This is a genomic window from Chryseobacterium sp. S0630 (assembly GCF_024158915.1).
Taxonomy (GTDB): Bacteria; Bacteroidota; Bacteroidia; order Flavobacteriales; family Weeksellaceae; genus Chryseobacterium.
The window spans coordinates 30,215-50,185 of the sequence record NZ_JAMZGF010000005.1; the positions used below are offsets into that span (position 1 = coordinate 30,215).

The 19,971-nt window shown below is 33.2% G+C and carries 15 protein-coding genes; 5 read left to right on the forward strand and 10 right to left on the reverse strand.

Annotated features, from left to right (window positions below):
- Nucleotides 1-133: 133 nt before the first annotated feature.
- On the forward strand, nucleotides 134-973 hold the full coding sequence (locus NK356_RS03425) for a DUF4822 domain-containing protein (protein ID WP_253316252.1): 840 nt from the start codon (nucleotides 134-136) through the stop codon (nucleotides 971-973).
- Between the two features lie 93 nt (nucleotides 974-1,066).
- Here NK356_RS03425 and NK356_RS03430 read toward each other — a convergent pair whose 3' ends face one another.
- The 10 genes from NK356_RS03430 to NK356_RS03475 form a co-directional block, all read right to left on the reverse strand.
- Nucleotides 1,067-2,116, reverse strand: coding sequence for an MBL fold metallo-hydrolase (locus tag NK356_RS03430; protein WP_034693495.1), 1,050 nt, complete (start codon nucleotides 2,114-2,116; stop codon nucleotides 1,067-1,069).
- Nucleotides 2,117-2,278: 162 nt separating this feature from the next.
- Nucleotides 2,279-2,974 (reverse strand): hypothetical protein, encoded by a 696-nt coding sequence (locus NK356_RS03435; protein ID WP_253316253.1) that lies wholly within the window; start codon nucleotides 2,972-2,974, stop codon nucleotides 2,279-2,281.
- 275 nt (nucleotides 2,975-3,249) lie between these two features.
- On the reverse strand, nucleotides 3,250-5,001 hold the full coding sequence (locus NK356_RS03440; protein ID WP_051934250.1) for an alkaline phosphatase: 1,752 nt from the start codon (nucleotides 4,999-5,001) through the stop codon (nucleotides 3,250-3,252).
- A gap of 235 nt (nucleotides 5,002-5,236) precedes the next feature.
- Nucleotides 5,237-7,423: a peptidase domain-containing ABC transporter gene (locus tag NK356_RS24225; RefSeq protein WP_367399293.1), complete on the reverse strand. Its 2,187-nt coding sequence runs from the start codon at nucleotides 7,421-7,423 to the stop codon at nucleotides 5,237-5,239.
- A gap of 9 nt (nucleotides 7,424-7,432) precedes the next feature.
- Nucleotides 7,433-8,350 carry a hypothetical protein gene (locus NK356_RS03450; RefSeq protein ID WP_034693486.1) on the reverse strand — a complete coding sequence of 306 codons (918 nt, stop codon included), beginning with the start codon at nucleotides 8,348-8,350 and terminating at the stop codon, nucleotides 7,433-7,435.
- 10 nt (nucleotides 8,351-8,360) lie between these two features.
- Nucleotides 8,361-9,716 (reverse strand): radical SAM/SPASM domain-containing protein, encoded by a 1,356-nt coding sequence (locus NK356_RS03455; RefSeq protein ID WP_034693484.1) that lies wholly within the window; start codon nucleotides 9,714-9,716, stop codon nucleotides 8,361-8,363.
- A 56-nt stretch (nucleotides 9,717-9,772) separates the two neighbouring features.
- On the reverse strand, nucleotides 9,773-9,949 hold the full coding sequence (locus tag NK356_RS03460) for an ecotin (RefSeq protein ID WP_253316255.1): 177 nt from the start codon (nucleotides 9,947-9,949) through the stop codon (nucleotides 9,773-9,775).
- A 115-nt stretch (nucleotides 9,950-10,064) separates the two neighbouring features.
- Nucleotides 10,065-10,265, reverse strand: coding sequence for a hypothetical protein (locus NK356_RS03465; RefSeq protein WP_034693478.1), 201 nt, complete (start codon nucleotides 10,263-10,265; stop codon nucleotides 10,065-10,067).
- Between the two features lie 329 nt (nucleotides 10,266-10,594).
- Nucleotides 10,595-10,798: a hypothetical protein gene (locus NK356_RS03470; protein ID WP_034693474.1), complete on the reverse strand. Its 204-nt coding sequence runs from the start codon at nucleotides 10,796-10,798 to the stop codon at nucleotides 10,595-10,597.
- Between the two features lie 320 nt (nucleotides 10,799-11,118).
- A complete protein-coding gene (locus NK356_RS03475; RefSeq protein WP_253316256.1) occupies nucleotides 11,119-13,245 on the reverse strand; it encodes an outer membrane beta-barrel family protein in 2,127 nt (708 codons plus the stop codon).
- 210 nt (nucleotides 13,246-13,455) lie between these two features.
- On the opposite strand from NK356_RS03475, the gene NK356_RS03480 reads away from it, so the two are divergent.
- From NK356_RS03480 to NK356_RS03495, 4 genes are all read left to right on the forward strand, one after another.
- On the forward strand, nucleotides 13,456-15,186 hold the full coding sequence (locus NK356_RS03480) for a helix-turn-helix transcriptional regulator (protein WP_034693469.1): 1,731 nt from the start codon (nucleotides 13,456-13,458) through the stop codon (nucleotides 15,184-15,186).
- 148 nt (nucleotides 15,187-15,334) lie between these two features.
- Nucleotides 15,335-15,505 (forward strand): hypothetical protein, encoded by a 171-nt coding sequence (locus NK356_RS03485; protein WP_156106395.1) that lies wholly within the window; start codon nucleotides 15,335-15,337, stop codon nucleotides 15,503-15,505.
- 56 nt (nucleotides 15,506-15,561) lie between these two features.
- Nucleotides 15,562-17,787, forward strand: a complete 2,226-nt coding sequence (locus tag NK356_RS03490) for a CocE/NonD family hydrolase (RefSeq protein WP_253316257.1) — start codon at nucleotides 15,562-15,564, stop codon at nucleotides 17,785-17,787.
- A complete protein-coding gene (locus tag NK356_RS03495) occupies nucleotides 17,787-19,970 on the forward strand; it encodes a lantibiotic dehydratase family protein (protein ID WP_253316258.1) in 2,184 nt (727 codons plus the stop codon). The genes NK356_RS03490 and NK356_RS03495 overlap by 1 nt, the downstream gene beginning before the upstream one ends.
- Nucleotide 19,971 lies beyond the last annotated feature (1 nt).

Sequence of the window (19,971 nt, forward strand, 5' to 3'; positions counted from 1 at the left end):
TAAATTTGTCAATGATATTATTCTTCTCATTCTAATCTGGGATCTGTTATGTTTTCTACAACAAAAGAGATATTTCGTACAACACATTGACATTTATTAGGAATAAGTTTGCAAAGACTTAAAAAATACCCTTATGAATACACTGAAAAAATTATGTTATCTGTCAGCAGCCGTATTGCTATCGGCATCATTTGTTTCATGTTCAAATGACGACAATGAAATAAGTATTGAGCAGCAGACTCCCTCACAGGTACTGTCTTCTACTCCATGGGAAACTACAGGAGCCAAAGATAAAAATGGAAATAACGTAGCTCTTACCGATGCCAGCGTAGCCGGATATGTTGGTTTTGCTTATTTCAAAGCAGATGGAAAGTTTGCAATTTATAATCTGACTGACGTATTAAGATCTATGGGAACATGGTCTGTAGATGCTCAGGGAAAGACAAGAACTATTGCAGCATTAAACCCTGATGGAACCACTATTTTCACCCGTAACGTTGAAATTCTTATTTTGAACAAAAATGAATTTGCGTACAGAATCCGTCCTAACTCCAGTGATCAGTCAGTTTACTATGATATCATCCATACCAAAACCTCTCATGCTGAGCCAACCAATGGACAGCTTACTCTGGCTTCTACGCCATGGGAAACGACTGGCGCTAAGGATAAAAGCGGAAATAATGTTGCATTGAATGATGCCAGTGTAGCCGGATTTGTAGGATATTCTTACTTCAAGGCCAACGGAACTTTTAAAATTTTTGGGTTAAATGATGTCTTGAGATCTGAAGGAACATGGTCTATTTCTCCGGATGGAAAGAAAAGAACCCTTACCACTCCTACTTTTACCCGTGTTGTGGATATTCTCGTCCTGAACGAAACTACCTTTACTTACAGAATTACCCCTGATGCTGCTAACCCAGCCGTATTTTACGATATTATTCATTCCAAGGTCAACCATAAGGAGCCTTTGTAGTGATTATTTTTTTGATAAGAAGGAAAAAACCTGCTCAGTGATGGGCAGGTTTTTATATTTTAAAATTAAAGGAATGTACTACTTGTAATTTATTTACCTGTATTCTTCCCACCATTTTTTCCAGCTTATTGTTCCTAATTGATCCAGCTTTAATTTTTCCCCGATCATTGGAAGACTTATGCTGATATTGTTTTCTTCTGCATGTTTAGAAGCCAATTCCAAAGGTTCGTACCAGGTATGCTGAGCCAGTTTAAATTTAGAATTGTGTACCGGGATAAAGTTTTGGGCTTTCAGTTCTTTTATTTCTGTCATCAACTGATCTGGTAATGTATGAATGTAAGGCCACTTTTCATTATACTGTCCGGTTTCCATTACCGCTAAATCAAATGGTCCGTATTTTTCCCCAATTTCTGTAAAATGATTTCCATAGCCGCTGTCCCCACCCAAAAACAGATTTTTAGTCGGAGTTTTTAAAACAAAAGAAGTCCAGAGTGATATATTACGGTTCAGTAATCTTCCGGAAAAGTGTCTTGCCGGAGTGAGTGTGACTCTGAAACCTTCTGCAATGTCTATACTTTCCCACCAGTTTTTTTCAATAATTGTATCAAAACTCCATCCCCAGTATTCGAAATGTTGTCCTGTTCCCAGACCACAAATAACTTTACCGACCTTATCTTTTAATTCCTGAACAGTTTTATAATCAAGATGATCCCAATGGTCATGGGAAATAAGCAGAAAATCTATATCCGGCATATGTTCGGGTTTGTAATAATCTGCTCCCTGAAAAGCTTTTATAGAACCAGGCATTGGGGAAGCATTTCCACTGAAAACAGGATCTATAAGAAATTTCTTTCTATCCACCTGTATGAAATAGGAGCTGTGCCCAAACCACACCAACACATTTTCATCCGGCTGAAGATTCTTAAGGTCAGTTACTACAAACGGGAGAGCTGTTTTTGGTGATGTATTTTCTACTTTGCACAAGCTTTGAAGAAGTAATTTAGTCATGCTTTCTCCTTCTAACAGTGCCGGGGTTGTTAATATATTCTGAAATCGTCCGTTGAGATAATTGGGCAGTGTACTGAAATATTCTTTTCTTTTTTCATCGGGAAACTGTCCGAGCTGTTTTTTTAAACTTTTCATTCATTTAATTTTAAATCCGGCCATAGTTTCTAGAGAAATATACTCTATTTCATTGACCGGTAAACCTTAATATAAAATAAATATAAGGATAAGATTTTGAGATGTAAAAATAAATTGAAAAGGATATGAAGTTTACATTCTTCATTAATCGATGAGAAACTCTTAAAAAAGCCATTTAACCAATCCGAGCATGATGGTTCCCAATACTAAACAGAATAGGATCATTATTGCAAAAACCTTCCCAAATTCTGACCAAAACTTTTTATGATTGAAAGTAAAATCAACAGGATTAATATAATAGACATCATACACCAAAGGATTTATGCGCAAATCTGGTCGAAAATGCACAATTCCCTGGATATATCTTCTTCGTAAAGCTCTCAAATTTCCAATATAAGTACGGTAGCCTGCATCCATTCCATTAAAATCAACTTCAGCTACTGAGCCATTGTCATTTACTTTCAATATATAAGTTTTGTGCCTTGGGCTGATACTCACATCATATTCATCAGAAAAGGAATATTTTTTCAGGTTGTTGTACAAAATTTTATCTATCGTTCCATCGGCTCTCTCATAGTGAACTCCTTTATCATCAACCTCTATCTTTCTGACTATTCTTTTTCTGATTCTCCGTTGGTAAAGAAAAAAACGATATAAACCGAAAGCAAGTGCCGGATAGTATAGTATGGCTACGATAACAAATATGACCAGTTTATCACTCATCACAACAGGCAATCCTACTATGATCAGAAACGCTACCAACAATAAAAGTATCCCAAAAGTCCTGGTCAACAAGGTCATGAACCACCATGTTTTAGAAACTAATGGCAAAAAATCTTTTCTTACTTCCTCTTGCATCTGTTCAAGATACGAAAAAATTAAGTAAACTCTGGTAAAGATGGAAGCTGGAAGCAGGAGGCTGGAAGCAACTGTTAGTCTGATAATTTCTGGCAGTTATCGTAAAATCCATGAAATTTTCCATAAAAAAATAATAAAGTTGAAGAGTAGCTTTTGTTATGATCTCCATAACTTCTCTCCTCCTGCTTCCAGCTTCCAAACTATAATACAAAAGAGCCACCGTAGTACACCGTGACTCTTTTTACTAAATTGAAAATAAGATATGATTATTGAAACTATGAAATGGTATAGGTTTTTTCTGTACTTACATTATAGGTATCAGAAATAACATTATCTACAAATCTCCATTCTGCGACTGAACTTCCTGAGGTAAATTTCACATGCAGATATCCTCTTTTATAAAGATTGGCATAATCCAGATCGTCAATCAGTAATGAAAATGCCTGTGCCAGCTCTATCGCTTTTGTCGGATCTGAAGTGATTCCCAGATATCCTTCAAGACCAGGAGAAGAAACGGAACTGCAAGCAAGCTCTGTCCCGATGAATTTACCTTGTGCATCGTTCAGTTTTCCTAACCACGCATTGTGAGTATCTCCTGCTAATACCACTACATTTTTTCCTGCAAGAAGGGAATAAAGCTGTTCTCTTTCCATGAAATATCCATCCCATGCGTCCAGATTGTAGGGTAAAGTAGTTGTGATTCTTGCTATTTCCTGAGGGGTCAGTGTTGGGTCCTGCTGCTGGTGTCTTGTTTTAAGAATAATCAGTTGAGTGATGGTATTCTGAAGGGCCTGCATGGTTGCCGGCTGTGCGCTTCCATGTTGTTTAATTTCTGCCAGAATTTGATTCAACAGCATCAGAAGTTCTGCAGGAACCATCATTTTAGTCATTAAAATCTGCTGTCCAAGCACTTTCCATTTTGCTGTATCGCTATTGATCTGAGAGCCTAGCCACGCCATCTGCTCATTTCCGATCAGTTTTCTGTTCGTACTTAAAAAATCTGTTTTAAACTGTACCTGATTAAAATTCCCAGTGCTATCAAGGTAATCGGAATATTCCATTTGCTTATCTCTGGCAATCACCCTTGTATCCATCATATAAAGTGAAACGATATTTCCGAAGTTGAAACTTCTGTAAATTCTCATATCTTTCCCCGTTTTAAGAGGTATATATTCGCTATATGCCTGGAAAGCTGCCATTTTTCTTGCCTGAAAATCTCCTTCGTTAGGCTGATGGTTTTCTGCTCCGGATTTATAGGTATCATTAGCAAATTCATGATCATCCCAAACACAGATGAACGGTTTTTTCTGATGAAGAAGCTGAAGATTCTTATCTCCTCTGTACTGCCTGTATCTTTCTCTGTAATCGCTGAGGTTAAGAATTTCCTTCGCTGGCTGATGTGCTCTTCCTAACTGGTTGGTGTAAGGATTCGTTCCATATTGTCCCGGAGCATATTCATAAATATAGTCCCCAAGATGTACTACAACATCAGCTTCAGATTTTGCAATCGCACCGTATACATTGAAAAGTCCGGCAGGAAAGTTGGAACAAGACACCACTGCCATTTTTACTTCACCTACAGCATCTGACTTTGAAGGTAAAGTAAGAGTCTCTCCTGTTACACTGACTTCCTTAGTTTTAACGTTATAGAATCTATAGTAATATTTTGTGTTGGAAGAGATATTCTGAACGTCTACTGCTATAGTAAAATCATTAACAACTGTGGCATTCGCCTGTCCTCTTCTTACCACTTCTGAAAAGTTACTGTTTTTACTGATTTCCCATGTAATCTCGGCATCAGTTCCTTTTGAATATCGGGTCCAGATAATAATTCCTGTTGCGCTGGGATCAAAACTCGCTACCCCGGATTCGAAACCTCCGTTTTGAAGATTATCGGGAGCATTTCCATTTTCAGTAAAATCATCACTGCAACTTTCAATAAGAGGAGCAAGAAAAATTCCTCCGGCTGCCAATAGTGAATTTTTAAGAAATCTTCTTCTGTTGAATTGGTGGTTGTTTTCCATCATTACTTTTTTTGCAAAGCAACAGTATCTGGAGAAGAAGGTTGTTAACTGAATTTTAAATGTATTTTATGATTTTTTAAACAAATGTTTAATGTTATGCATAAGAAATTAAATTATGCAAATATTGCTGTAATGGGCATACACAAAAGGAAACCTTCCGGCTTCCTTTTTTCAACAAGTTCTATAGAAGAGAATTTGTTTTCATCAAATATATTATTTAAGGTCTCTAAGTTTTCTTTTATTCTCCTAATTCCAGCTGGTTTCTGACCAAATTAAAATATTCTCCTTTTTTGGATACTAATTCCTGGTGGTTACCCTGCTCTACAACTTCTCCCTTTTTTAAAACAATTATATTGTCTGCACTTTTCACTGTGGATAAACGGTGTGCAATGATAACAACAGTTCTTCCTTTAAAAAACTCCTGCAAATTATCATGTATAATTTTTTCATTTTCTGCATCCAGTGCAGAAGTAGCTTCATCAAAGAAAATAAAATCCGGATTTTTATATACCGCTCTTGCAATTAGAATACGTTGTTTCTGTCCACCGCTTAAATCATCTCCTGCGGCTCCTATTTTGGTGTCAAATCCTAAAGGAAGACTTTGAATCATTTCGTATATATTGGCTAATTTACAAGCACTGATCAATAATTTTTCATCTGCGTCTTCCTGCATAGCAATATTGTCTCTTATGGTTCCGCTGAATATGTATGAGTCCTGAAGAACAACTCCACAATTGCTTCTCCACCAATCATGATTGATCTGAAACAGCTCTTCTTGTCCGATGTTCAGATCTCCTTCTGAAGAGGGATAAAATCCCAGAAGAAGTTTGGATAATGTAGTTTTCCCACTTCCGCTTTCTCCAACTATGGCAAGAACTTTCCCGTTAGGAATTTTAAAATTGATGTTTTTTAAAACATAGGGTTGATGTCCCCCCGGATACTTGAACCATAGATTATTTAAACTAATATCTTTTCTCAGCAGAGCCTGATCTCCGTCTTTTAAATTTAGGTTTTCATCGGTTTGCTGTAAAATTTCCTGAACTCTTTTATACACTAAACTTGAATCCTGAAATGAGCGAAAAAAAGCGACCAGGTTTTCTATGGGTGCGGAAGCAATACCTATTATATATCCTATACTAAGCATCTCACCAACTGTCATTTTCCCAAGTGATACCCAATACACGCAAAAAAAGGTAGTTGAAAATATAAATAACTGTTTAATAATGCTGGTAACATTGGTTTGATAAATATCCAGGATAAGACTTTTTACTTTGGTCTTATATATTTTTTTCTGAAGCTCTTCCCACTTTGATATTCTTGAAATATGAGCATTACTAATTTTAACGGAAACCATCCCGGTAATCATCTCAACAAGATGATTTTTGCTTTCTGAATTTAATTTAAAGGCATAATAATCTATAATCCTTCTTTTGTTATGAAACAAGTAAATCCATACGGTGGAAAAAACGGCAATTCCCAAAAAACCCAATGCTATATACTGGTTATATATTAAAAGCCTTATTATTAGTACAATCAGTAAAAAAACTGATAAAATATTCGATAACAATTGTCTGGTTAATAACTGTTCTATTTTTGACTGTTCTTCTATTTTCTGTAATAGATCTGTATATAATCTGTTTTCGAAAAAAGAGACCGGAAGTCTGACTGTTTTCTGCAGCAAGTCATTCAGCATTTTAATACTCACCTGTGAGCTAAAGTGTACTCCTACAAAATTCTGAAGGATATTGATGAGTATCTGTCCTCCATACAAAAGCATCTGAAATCCGAAAATTCCCATGATCACTTTTCCTTCTTTCGACTTCATTCCTTCATCAAACATCTTCTGAATCAGCTGAGGAAAGATGTAGGAAATTACGGAACTTATGGTAATTAAAAAAATCAGCAGTCCAATTTTGAAATTTTGCTTTTCTAAAACTGAACGAATATAGCTTTTGAAAATTTTTAAATCCTGTTGTTCAAAAGGAGGTTTAAACTCAACAAACTCTTCTTTCGGGATTAATTGTAATCCAATCCCTTCGTTATCTGTAGACGAAATCCAAAGCTTTACAAACTGCTCTTTTTTAAGCTTTAGTCTGCCATATTTGGGATCTGAGATATAATAAAAATTATTTTTGATTTTATAGAGTACAACAAAATGCTCCTGCTCCCAATGTAAAATGCAGGGTAAATGCACATCCTGATTCAGTGTAGACAAAGAAACCTTAAAGGGAATTGTATGAAAATACAACTTTTTGCCAGCATCATTAATATCAGCCAGAGTAACCCCGGATCGGGTAACTTCAGTAAGATTTCTCAGATATACCAGATCACAATCTTTACCATAATATTTTAGAATAATCTTAAGGCAAACCGGACCGCAATCCATCTGTTCTATTTGGGAATAAAAGGGAAATTTGTTGAACACAATAATAAGTTAAATTGTTATGCCTAGTGTTTTTAGCTTTTTAGTAAATTCTTCGTCATTAACTAATTGCTGGTTATTGGATATTTTATCTAAATAATTTTCTATTATAATTTTCACTAATTTCTGAGGAGAACTTTTAATATGAGAAAAATTCTCATTCAGATAATCTAAAAAATCTTCATCTTCAATTTTATCAATACAGCGCATGGTTATCAGTAAATTTTCCTGATCGCCTGAAAGTTCATTTTGTCTTAGCAGAGTATTAAAGATCTGCTGAAATATCAGCCTTGTTTTTTTCTCATCCTGCAAAGATTTAAGAATGGCAATGTAAGAGTTGTTAATGATATGTTTTAACATCCCCTGCTTATCAATAAGGGGAAGATCTTCAGCCAGATTTTTGCAGCTCTCATTTTCATGTTGGTTAAACATAAAAAAAGCCAATATCTTCAGGACTTCTGTCTTGTACCGTTCTTCATTTTGAGTACGTGCAAAAATTCTGATTTTATTAAGTGATTGTTCTCCAATAATTATGGCAAAATAAGGAAACGTATTACTCTGAAATAAAGCACTTTCAATAGCCTTGTCAATATTTTTCTCTGCCAGTACAAAATCATTTTCCACGTAATTTTTATACGCAAGCAAAGCATAGTCTAAGCTTATCATCCCCTGATGAATAGGCTCTATGAAATAGTTATTCATACTTTGCATTTTTGAATAAAGGTAATTTCCTAAGGTGGTATTCCCTGTACGGAAAGCAGAAAGTGATTTTTCAGACAGGTTCATATAGTAAAACAATCCTGCCTGGATATCTTCCGGAATATCTTTTCTAAATTCCTCAATCAGATTTTCGAAAATATGTCTTGGCTTTTTCACCTCATATTCCCTGAATTCTACGGTCTTTATTTTGTCTAAAATTATTGTTTCCATACATAAACTATTAAGAAAGCACAGCTTGTTCATTAATATATCTCTGAAGAAGAATTCTGTCGTCAATATTAAATTTGAAGGAAGGACACGCCGGGATATTATCATACCAGTTTTTCGGACATGCTCCACCACAGAGAGGAAGGAATTTACAGCTTTTGCACCATGAGTTGTTGTCCGGTATTTCATTAAACCAGTTTCTCATGACAACATTTTTGCTGTCTACATCTTTATCTTTCACAATGTTTCCAGCATAAAATTCAGAGTTGTCATATTTTGGAGTATACGGAATTTCCCAACATGTGGAGACATTTCCGAAAGCGTCAAATACTTCTGAGGTCTGGCTTACTACCATACAAGGTTTAGTAACTCTTTCAGGAATAATCTGTGTTTTAAATTTTGCTTTTGATTGCAGAAGCTTCATATAAACTTCTATTTCAAGCTCAGCAAATTCTTCTTTTGACACACCTTTAATAGTAGCTTTGTTATCACCCCAGTCGTGGATAGGAGCAAGGTAGAAACTTACGTGCTGAAGGATTCCTTCTGCTTCCAGATAATCAATAAAATCTATCACATTGTAGCTGTTCTCTTTATCTACATTACATCTAATATTGAAACTTGCTTCTTTTTGGTATAATTCGGAATTAACAATTTCTTTGATATTTTTAATGATAATATCAAAACTGTTAGAACCATTTTTCAGATATCTTCTCTTATCATGGAATTCCTGAGTTCCATCAATTGTGATCTGATATTCTGTAACCCTGTAATTTTTTACCAGTTTTTCAAAAAGAGAATATTTAAGGCTTAAAGCATTTGTAATAATTCTTGAAGAATATTTTAAATTTTTCTCTTCGCAAAGGTTAATTAGCCGAGTAGATAAATTAGAAATAGCCGAAAGACCTGTTAACGGCTCTCCTCCATACCATGTAATACTCAGGTGTTCCAGGTCGTTTGACAAACTTTCCATTTTAGTAATGATTCTGTCATATGTAAGATCTAAAACTTCTTTTGACATACTTTTGTTAGTATGCAGCTGACCGCAATAGTGACATCCCAGCTGGCAGTTTCCTGAGGGCTGAATCACATAAGAAAGTGTTTTCAGATCCTGATGATCAACAGACATGATGTTGTCTGAAAGAATTTCTCTTAATTCATCTTCAAACTCAGGTACATAAAACTCATTTTTTATCAGGTTGATAAAAATTTCTTCGGGAATTTGAGTGGTTTCAAGATTACATATTTTTTCATATAACCCTTTTTTCACTTCAATGGATGTTCCGGAACGTGTAGAAAAAAGAATGACATGATCATCTAAAATTTCCTCGTTTTCTATGGTATGGATATATCTTGATAATTTGTATTTCATAATTATTTTATTTTAATATTAAATAGAGTAGCACGAATGCTACTCTACTTTTTACTTTAGTTGTAACTCCAACATTCGTTACCACTGCAAGTTTGTGTACCTCCGAATCCCCAGCAGTCATTCTGACTTGTACAGGTTGCTGCTAGTTCTAAAGGCAACTTACCTCCTTTGATTGTCTTTACTGAACTTTCGCTTAATCCTTGTAGCTTATTTTCAGTGATTTTTTTAGACAATTCAAACAATTTTTTGTTTTTCATCACAATAAATCTTAGGTTAATTTTTTCTCTTGTAAAGTTTTAATTCCACACAAGACCCTGCAGAACATGATTTTGAGGAATCAGAGTTCTATTAGTTATAACTCCAGCAGCTGTTACCACTGCAAGTAGCTGTACCTCCAAATCCCCAGCAGCTGTTCTGGCTTGTGCAGTCTGCAGCTAGTTCTAGAGGCAGTTTACCTCCTTTGATTGTCTTTACTGAATTCTCGTTCATTCCCTGTAACTTGTTTTCAGTAATTTTTTTAGACAATTCAAACAATTTTTTGTTTTTCATGACAATAAATTTTCATGGTTAGCATTTCCCTGAACAGTTTTAATTCCACACAAGGCTATACAGAACACAAATTTCTTTATGAAAAGATCCAGCAATTAGGATCTGTCTGCAGATCCGGCCTGCACCCACTACAGGTACATTGGCTACAATGGTAAGCGAATAAGCCGCCGGTAATAAATACCAGGCCTTCTTTCTGCAGCTTTTTCATTTTGACATTTGTGATTTTTTTAGAAATCGTTTCAAGCTTTTTGTTTTTCATAGAAATAAGTTTTTTATGTTTATTACGAATCTTAGCTCTATAAAAATTACTCAAGTTCGAAAGAAGATCATCAATCGAGGAAAGCCCAGCAACTATTTAATGCACATGGACTGGTTCCGTATCCCCAGCATGCATTCGCACCAAAACATGCACAGTCTGATATTATTTCTTTTTGTATACCGCCTTTAATAATTTCTACTGATTCTCTTTTCATCATGATGATTTTGTTTTCAGTAATTTTTTTTGATATTTGATACAATTTTTTGTTTTTCATCACAATAAATTTTAAAGGTTAACAGTTTTGCTGAAAAGTTTTGATTCCAGAATCAGGTTTTCATAATAAAGTCTTTATGAAAAGCTCCAACAATTGGGAGCATTCGTTGAGCAGATTTCGCAATAAGAATTACAATCGGGATGTCTAATGCAATCATCTACAGTAAAGTCTTTCCCTGCGTAGATAGTGAGAACTTCATGTTTTTGTAGTTTTTTGAGCTTACCCTGAGTTATCTTTTTGGATAACTCTTCAAGTTTTTTGTTTTTCATGGTTATTAGTTTTATCCTTTAGCGTATTAGTTTTTCAGTAAAGAAACAGGATTATAATCGGGGATTTTCGTTTTGAGTTCTACCCTTGTCTATATCGCCGGTATTCACCTTTTTTACCTTGTTGTTTCCAAATGTTTTGGATATGCTGAGTGATATGGATCTTAAATTAGATTGTGAAACGGTTTCAATATATCCGTCATTATTATATAGTGTATTACGGGAGTTTGAAAGATTCAACATATCTTTTACAGAAAGCTTGAATTTAAAATCTTTATAACTCTTTGAAACCTCAAGCTGATTATTGATAAAATAACCGTTTTTCTTATTAACTAATGTATATGGAGAGGTGTAACCAAAGTTATAGCTTATGTTCCAGCCTTTATTCCAAAGATTATTTCCACTAATTGTAACGGAAGAGTTATTATACCAAGAACTAGGATGAACATCATAGATATCTGCATTATTGATATAATACATTCCTGTTGAAAGATTAAACATCCATTTGTTTTCAAACAATGGTTTATTATAGTTCAATCCCACATAAAAACGCTTTACATTACCTTCAAAGTTTTTGGGCCTTGTAATAGAAACATTATCTACAACCTCTGTATAAGGAAGAATAGGATTTTTCACAATTCCGAAATTACTTACAAACACCCAAGTTCTTTTTATGCTGTAGCTCGCATTAAATAAATACATCTTTGCCACATTAAGGTCAGGATTTCCGGTTTCCCACCAGGTTTCATTATTCTTATAAATAAATGGGTTCAAATCATCCACATAAGGTCTCCATAATGCAGTTCTGTATCCCAAAGAAACTCTGTTGTTCTTATTGATCATATAAGAAAGGTTGATGCTGGGTACAATATTGTTGTAACTTCTGGAGAAGTTCTCGCTAACTGTATTTTGTTTTGCGTTGATGTTTGTGTTTTCATAACGTACCCCTAAGTTGACGTCCAGAACAGAAAAGATTTTTTTCTTAACATTAGTATATAACGCGTTGATATTTTCATGATACGTGAAATTATTAGAAAATAATGTATTCAATGTACCATCTGCGTTGTAATAAGCATAGGGGTTATCTGTAGAAAGCCAGTTAAGCTTCCCTCCTGCTTCAAAACTAAGTTTTAATTTTTCAAAAGTCTTGGAATAATCTACTCTTACCGTATAATTGTCCTTCTGGTAATCATTATATATTAAATTAGTATACGGATTTGTCAAATTGAAAAACTCTGTCGTATTATCTCTGTGATGAGTATAATAATCAAAGTTGATATCTAGTCTTTTGGCTTTTTTATCATCATTAAAGCTGTAATAAATATTTCCTCCGAAAAGATTCAGCTTATCATTTTGTGTATTTACCGTTCTGTTTTCAAAAATTCCTCCTGTAGTATCATAATAAATATTCCTGTTTTCAAGGGAAGATTCAGGTGTTTTGTGATAATATTCCAGAATCCCTCCTATGCTGCTTTTCTCATTAAGCTCGTAATCAAAACCTGTATTTCCTCCAAAATTGGTTTCTTTAATCAGCGTACTTCCTATAATCTGATTTCTACTGAATTTCGAGCTATAATTATCAATACTATTTCTTTGCAGGTCATTATTATTTTCAAAAAACAACATGGTATTATTTGAAAATCTGTTTTTATGATAATTTAAAGCAATATTTGCCTGCTGACTGTTTTTTCTGTTTTGTTTATCTGTAATAGTAAAACTTCCTTTCAGACCATCTGTTTCCAGTTTCTTCAGCTTCAGATTAATAATCATTGCATCCTCCAGATCATATTTTGAGGAGGGATTGGTAATCAGCTCTATCTTTACCAGATTAGAAGCCGGCATAGCATTAAGATATTGTATTAAATCTTTTCCTTTCAGAACTGATTTTCTGTCATTGATGTAAACAGAGGCGTTCGTTCCCAAAAGAGTTATTTTATTATCATCTACTTTTAGCAATGGTGTTTGAGAAAGAACTTCGGATATGTGGTTTCCTACAACTAAATCGCTATTTTCAACATTAAAAACAAAACGGTCATCCTTTTGTTCAAAAAAAGGTTTTTTACCATTCACTTTTATTTCTGCAATTTGTTTTTCTATAACTGTTTTAATAGAATCTTTCTTCTCTTGAGAGAAACCCAACAACGGAAATAGAACACTTACACATATTAATATTTTCCTCATTTACTTTCAATATTTCTGATGCAAACATCATGATTATACCTAAGGCCTACAAGATTATTAATCCGAGATTGATCAATATCGGTATATCCTTTTCCAAAAATTTACAAATTCACGATTCAAAGAGACCAACACATAACTGATAAACAAACACTTATACTTCCATGATGAAAATTCGATGATAATTCATAAATTTGCAGGGTATTTAGAAATATGAAGAAGTTTCATTTAATTATTTTAACTGTTTTTCCTGTTTTTTTCTTTTCTCAAAGCATAAAGGGACTAAACATTCCAGACTCGTTAAAGAATAAAAGTTATAAGTATATTAATGATGCTTACAATAAAGTATTCCAGGTTGACAATGATAAAGCTGAGCTTTTAGCCAATTACATTCTATTAAAAGGAAAGAAAGAAAATAACAGGGACATCCTGTTTGATGGATATTATAATATAGCCCGGGTAAAAAATCTGAAGAATGAAAACGGACATCCATTTGCAGATTCACTCATCTCTGCATCAAAAAACGTTAATAACTTCGATTACCCAGCAAAATCTTATATATTAAAAGGTATTTTATTCAACAATGAAGGGAAATACAAAGAAGCTTTAGATGAATATACTAGAGCTATTAATCACAACAGGGCTGAAAATAAAGAACAGTTTTTTTATATAAACAAGCTTATTGCCATCCTAAAAACAGCTACAGAAGAATATCAGGAAGCCCTCCCTCTTTTTTTGAAATACTATGGTTATGAAAAAGATAAAATAAGAACCAACAATGTAGATGCGAAAAACTATATTGCTTCTATTTTTTCTTTAGCTAATATTTATACTAAATGTAAGGATTATAAAAAAGGTATTGAATTTGCAGATTTGGGGCTTGCAGAATGCAAGAAATACAATAATTATTCTTATTACAGCTATCTCCTTATGATAAAAGGGATTAACCTCTTTTATCTAAAAGATTATTCGCTTTCTTATAAAATCCTGCTAGAAGTACAAAAAGGATTGATAAATAATAAAGATTATAGCAATCTCGGAGTTTTATATTACTATCTGGGAAAAATAAAACATGCAACCCGAAGTGAAAACGAAGCTATAGAATTCTTTAAAAAAGCAGATTCCATTTCTTTTACTTTCAACAGTTTTGAACCTATAAAAAGAGATGGATATGAAATTCTGATAGATTTTTATAAAAAGAAAGGCGATTTAAAAAACCAACTAAAATACATTGACAATCTAATACATAGCGACAGTATAATAGCTGAAAACCGCAAAAATCTTTCAAAAGAAATTCTGAAAAAATATGACACGCCTTTGCTTATGAAAGAAAAGGTAAGTGTAATTGAAAAACTGAACCATCAGAATGCTTGGCTGATAGCGTGTTTGCTTCTGATTACTTTGGTTTTCATATTCGTCATCAGGAAAAACAGGAAGAAAATAAAAGAATACGAAAAGCAGGCAAAAGTATTATCAGAAAAACCTTTGATTACCCCTGTGTTGGAAAAAGAGCAAAAGAATGAAACTCCCATTACAGATAATCCTTCCACGATCATTGAAAGAAAGGAAAAAGCTACGAAAAGTGACCTTTCTTCTAATCCAAAATTTAAAATACTCATTGATAAAATAGAACAGTTTGAAAAGACTAATAGTTTTCTCAATAAAAATATTACTTTAGATTCTCTGTCAAAAGAATTTGATACCAACAGAGATTATCTCTCCAAGCTAGTCAATGAACTAAAGGGTAAAAACTTTTCCCAATATCTGAATGAGCTTAGGATCAACTATATTGTGGAAGAATTAAAATCTAATGAAAAAATAAGAAAGCATACTATTGCTGCTATTGCTGATGACATTGGTTACAACAATGCTGAATCTTTCACGAATGCCTTCAAAAAAATAACAGGAACACTTCCTTCTTATTATATAAAAGCACTCAATTAAAACAAAATCACAAATTACTTAAAATCAAATAATTAAGATTAAATATTATCGAAATTTATCAATTCCGGTATATATAAATTCTTCATTTACAGGAATAGAATTTCCTTTGTACTTCAATTTATTTAAAAATCTTAAAATTACTTTAGTCGTGAAAAAAATTAAAAAAACAGAAAAAAAATTATCCTTAAACAAAGTTCAAATGTCTAAGATAAAAGGAGGGATTAGCTCTGGAGGAGGTAATCAAATACTTTTGAATGATGGTAATGATACTGTATTAGACAAAACATTAGATACTCTAGATGTGACAGTAAAAAATTAATAACAATTTCAACATTTTATCAGTAATTTTGAGAAAAATTACTGATTTTCTATTTTATGAAGTACCTGTTAGCCCTATCTTTTCTTCTTACATTCAATATTAGTTTTTCTCAGAAAATAAGTATTAAGCATTTTAATGAATACAATATTGAAAAACTGCAGCCTTTGATTTTTTATTTAAATTCTGAAATACAAAAGAATTATAAAGAAAAAGACAAAGCAGTAAAGTATGATAATCTTTTCCGAGTAAGTATGGCAGCACAAAACTATGATATTGCTTTAAGTCAGCTAGATTCAGTACGCAGTGTTTACAGAAAAAGTAATCCCATTATTTCATACGCTATGGGAACACAGTATGAAATTTACATAAATGCTCAAAAAAATAAAAATTCATACAAAAATTTTCAGGAAAAATATAAAGAAGAATTCCTGAAAAAATACGAAAGTCTGCCTATAAAAACACAGATAATACTTCCACGTTATTTCAATGGTGATATTGAGAAAACAAAAAAGGAAATTCTGGCAACACTTAAAAATGATTTTGAGAATAAGGACAGCGTAGATCTGAAAAAAGCTTTACTGCTGTGCAGAAGTTATAACTCATATATAACACTTCCTACATTTGATATCGCTAAAAATTATTTAAAAGAATTCGACTCCAGGAACTTCGAGGTAAAAGACAGTTTATTAATCAATAATGAAATAAGTATAAGAGTTGTTTTAAATAAAAAAATAACTAATCCAGAATCTACTATCCTGGTCAATTCCATCTATCCTGATCCGGAAGATGTCAATGATCAAAAAGTACAGGCAAGCTATGGTTATCATTCTGTTTACATATATCCCAGAGGAAAATATACGAGCAACGCTGCCATAGAACCTTTTGAACATGAACAGGAAGATATTAATAAGGCCATTGACTGGATTATAAAACAGCCATGGAGCAATGGCAAAGTAGGAATGATCGGAGGCAGTTATCTGGGATTCAGCCAATGGGCAGCCGCTAAAAATATTCATCCAGCTCTAAAAACTATTATTCCACAGGCCTCTGTAGGAATTGGCGTTGTAGATTTCCCAATGAACAATAACATCTTTTCATCCTATTCTCTTCGTTGGATCAACTACGTTACCAACAATAAAATGCTTGATGCAGGTTTTAAAGATGAAGATCAATGGAATTCTGTTTTTAAAAAATGGTATGAAGGTGGTGAGGCATTTAACAAGCTAGATTCTATTGCTGGTAAAAAAAATATCATATTTCAGCGCTGGTTAAAGCATCCGGCATTTGACAGCTATTGGCAGAAAATGATTCCTTACAAAAAGGAATATTCTAATATAAACATCCCGGTATTAACCATTACAGGATATTATGATTCTGATCAGCTGGGAGCATTATATTATTTAAGAAACCATTCTAAATATAACAAAAACGCCGATCACTATGTCATTATTGGCCCGTATGATCATTCAGGAGCTCAAGGTTATATTAAAAGTAATTTAAAAGGGTATGCTATTGATCCTTCAGCCAATATTGATCTCGGAAACGTGACAATGGAATGGTTTGATTATATTCTGAAGGGCAAATTAAAACCAGCTTTCTTAAAAGATAAAATTAATTATCAGGTAATGGGAACCAATGAATGGAAAAGTACTTCTAACATTGATGATTTTGATAAAAATAAATTAAAATACTATATCACAAGCCAACATCAGCTTTCTCTGGCAAAAGATACTGATAAAGACTTCACACCACTTACGGTAGATTTAAAAGACCGTACCAATGCAGATGAACTCTTTAAGCAAAAAGATAACGTGCTGGATAGTAAAATTTACAGTCCAAACGCTGTTATATTTTCATCAGAGCCATTTGAAAAACCGGTGGAATTTACAGGAAATTTTGTGGGTAATCTGAAATTATCTGTCAATAAAAAAGATGTTGATGTATATATGAAACTCTATGAAAAGACCAAAGAGGGGAAATATTTTCTGTTATCCACCTATTATGGAAGAGCAAGCTATGCTAAAAGTTCAGAGAAAAGAAAATTGTTGCGTGAAAACAAAGAAACGGATATAGCTGCTGTCAACAACGAATTTGTAAGCAAAAAAATAGCAAAAGGCAGTACACTGGTCTTGGCCTTGGGAGTTATAAAAAATCCACTTATGCAGATCAACTATGGAACTGGAAAAGATGTGAGCGAAGAAACCATCAAGGATGCTGCAGTTCCTCTGGAAATAAAATTTTACAACAACAGCTTTATAGAAATCCCTATTTCCCTTAATTAATGCCACGTTTTCCATTTCAGTTTTTTGACACATTTGTTGTCAGATCACCACTTTTTTCATACAAAGATTTAAAAAATAATTGGGGTGATAAAAGCACCTTTGATAAAAATTTTAGTAATCCTATTTTCAGAGAAGCCATTTATTTAGCTTCTCTTTCTTTGTATCAGGAGATAGAAAAATCTAAAGACAGTGGTCTAATAGACTATCAAACCTTAAACAAAAGAACAAAAAAATCATTATTAAAATATTACAACCGCTCAAGTACCCGCTGTACTCCATTTGGTTTATTTTCAGGAGTAAGTACAGGAAAATTTGAAAAAGAGACTCTATTTCCGATATTCTCAGAGCAAACAAAAGTAAGAGATACAAAGCTGGATATACATTTTTTAGTGGCACTATCAGAGCAGATTCTTTTAATTCCATCCGTTAAAAATAGTATCTCTTTTTTTCCTAACAACTGTATTCATAAGGTTGGAAATAAAATTCGCTTTGTAGAATATGAAAATACAGGAGGAAAAAGAGATTACATAATTTCTTCTGCTCCATTTTCCAAAGAGTTAGAACTTATACTACAATTTTCAGAAACAGGTAAAACAATTGACCAGCTTGCCACCTCTCTCGTTCATGAAGATATATCTTTTGAAGAAGCACGGGAATTTATTGATGAGCTTATCGGAAATCAGGTTTTAATAAGTGAAATTAATCCAACAGTTTCGGGAGGAGATTTTCTGGAACGATTAATTTACATGCTAAACAAAATTGGCAGACATCAGGAAAAAGATATTTTAAAGACTATTAAAAACAAGATCAGTGAACTTGATTTCCATTTTGAAAATACAGCAGAACCATATTCTGAAATTGAGGAATTCATCAAAAAGCTGAATGTACAATATGAAAAAAAATATCTTTTTCAGACAGATCTTTATTTTGAAGATGAAACAAATTTATCCTATCAATGGAAAAAGGAACTGAAGAAAGGAATATCCTTTCTGAATAAAATTGCTGTTCCTTACAAAAAATCTGCTTTAGAAAAATTCAAAAAAGCTTTTCATGAAAGATTTGACAACGAAGAAGTTCCTTTATCTTATGCTTTAGATCCGGAAATAGGAATTGGTTATTTACAAGATATCCCGGCCAAAGGAGTTCATCCTTATATTGAAGATTTAATCCTACCGTATTCTAATCAGAAAAAAGAAATTCAGGTAAATCTTAATCCAATACAAATTATTCTCAACCAGAAATTACAAAAAGCTTATTGGAATAAAGATCATATAATACATTTAACTGATGATGATTTTAATGGTTTTGAGGAACAATGGAATCAACTACCAGATACATTGTTCGTTATGTCTGAAATTATTTCAGAAAATCAGCAGGAAAAATTATTTTTAAAATCTGTAGGTGGAAATGCTGGAAAGTTATTGGGTAGATTCTGCTCAGAAAAATCATCTATAAAAGATTTAGTAAAAACTATTGCTGAAAAAGAACAGGAACTTAATCCGGACAAAATTTTAGCAGAAATTGTACACTTACCCGAATCCAGAATTGGAAATGTGATCAGAAGGCCTTCGCTAAGAGAATATGAAATCCCTTATCTGGCGAGCTCTGTATTAGAAAAAGACAATCAAATTCTTGTGGAAGACTTGTACCTGTCCATAAAGAATAGCCGGTTATTTCTAAGGTCAAAGAAGCACAATAAAGAAATTATTCCTCATCTTACGAATGCCCATAATTATTTAAACAACTCTTTACCTGTTTACCATTTTTTATGCGATTATAATAATCAGAATGTAAAACCTAATTTATCGTTTAGCTGGGGTGGTTTATCCCAAATCTATGACTTCCTGCCAAGAGTTGAATATCAAAATATCATTCTGTCTAAAGCACAGTGGAAAATTGATCCTGAACAAATTCATTATTTTAATTCCATTCTTCAATCTGGTAAAAGAGATCTTCTGTTTCAAAACATTGAAGAGTGGAGAAAACTAAAACAAATTCCACAATGGATACAGTGGGTAAAAGGAGATAATACACTGGCGGTCAATCTGAAAAATTACGATTTAATGCAAATGTTTTTATCATCCGTAAAAAATGAGAGAACAATTTTTATTGAGGAGTTCCTGTACAATGATCAGTCAGATTATATTCATCAATTCGTTTTCTCTCTTTATAAAGATCTATAAA

Excerpts from the sequence above, each read along its gene's own strand:
- NK356_RS03425 (WP_253316252.1), top strand. The coding sequence starts at position 134 with ATGAATACACTGAAAAAATTATGTTATCTGTCAGCAGCCGTATTGCTA.
- NK356_RS03430 (WP_034693495.1), bottom strand. The coding sequence starts at position 2,116 with ATGAAAAGTTTAAAAAAACAGCTCGGACAGTTTCCCGATGAAAAAAGA.
- NK356_RS03435 (WP_253316253.1), bottom strand. The coding sequence starts at position 2,974 with ATGCAAGAGGAAGTAAGAAAAGATTTTTTGCCATTAGTTTCTAAAACA.
- NK356_RS03440 (WP_051934250.1), bottom strand. The coding sequence starts at position 5,001 with ATGATGGAAAACAACCACCAATTCAACAGAAGAAGATTTCTTAAAAAT.
- NK356_RS03450 (WP_034693486.1), bottom strand. The coding sequence starts at position 8,350 with ATGGAAACAATAATTTTAGACAAAATAAAGACCGTAGAATTCAGGGAA.
- NK356_RS03455 (WP_034693484.1), bottom strand. The coding sequence starts at position 9,716 with ATGAAATACAAATTATCAAGATATATCCATACCATAGAAAACGAGGAA.
- NK356_RS03465 (WP_034693478.1), bottom strand. The coding sequence starts at position 10,265 with ATGAAAAACAAAAAATTGTTTGAATTGTCTAAAAAAATTACTGAAAAC.
- NK356_RS03470 (WP_034693474.1), bottom strand. The coding sequence starts at position 10,798 with ATGAAAAACAAAAAATTGTATCAAATATCAAAAAAAATTACTGAAAAC.
- NK356_RS03475 (WP_253316256.1), bottom strand. The coding sequence starts at position 13,245 with ATGAGGAAAATATTAATATGTGTAAGTGTTCTATTTCCGTTGTTGGGT.
- NK356_RS03480 (WP_034693469.1), top strand. The coding sequence starts at position 13,456 with ATGAAGAAGTTTCATTTAATTATTTTAACTGTTTTTCCTGTTTTTTTC.
- NK356_RS03490 (WP_253316257.1), top strand. The coding sequence starts at position 15,562 with ATGAAGTACCTGTTAGCCCTATCTTTTCTTCTTACATTCAATATTAGT.
- NK356_RS03495 (WP_253316258.1), top strand. The coding sequence starts at position 17,787 with ATGCCACGTTTTCCATTTCAGTTTTTTGACACATTTGTTGTCAGATCA.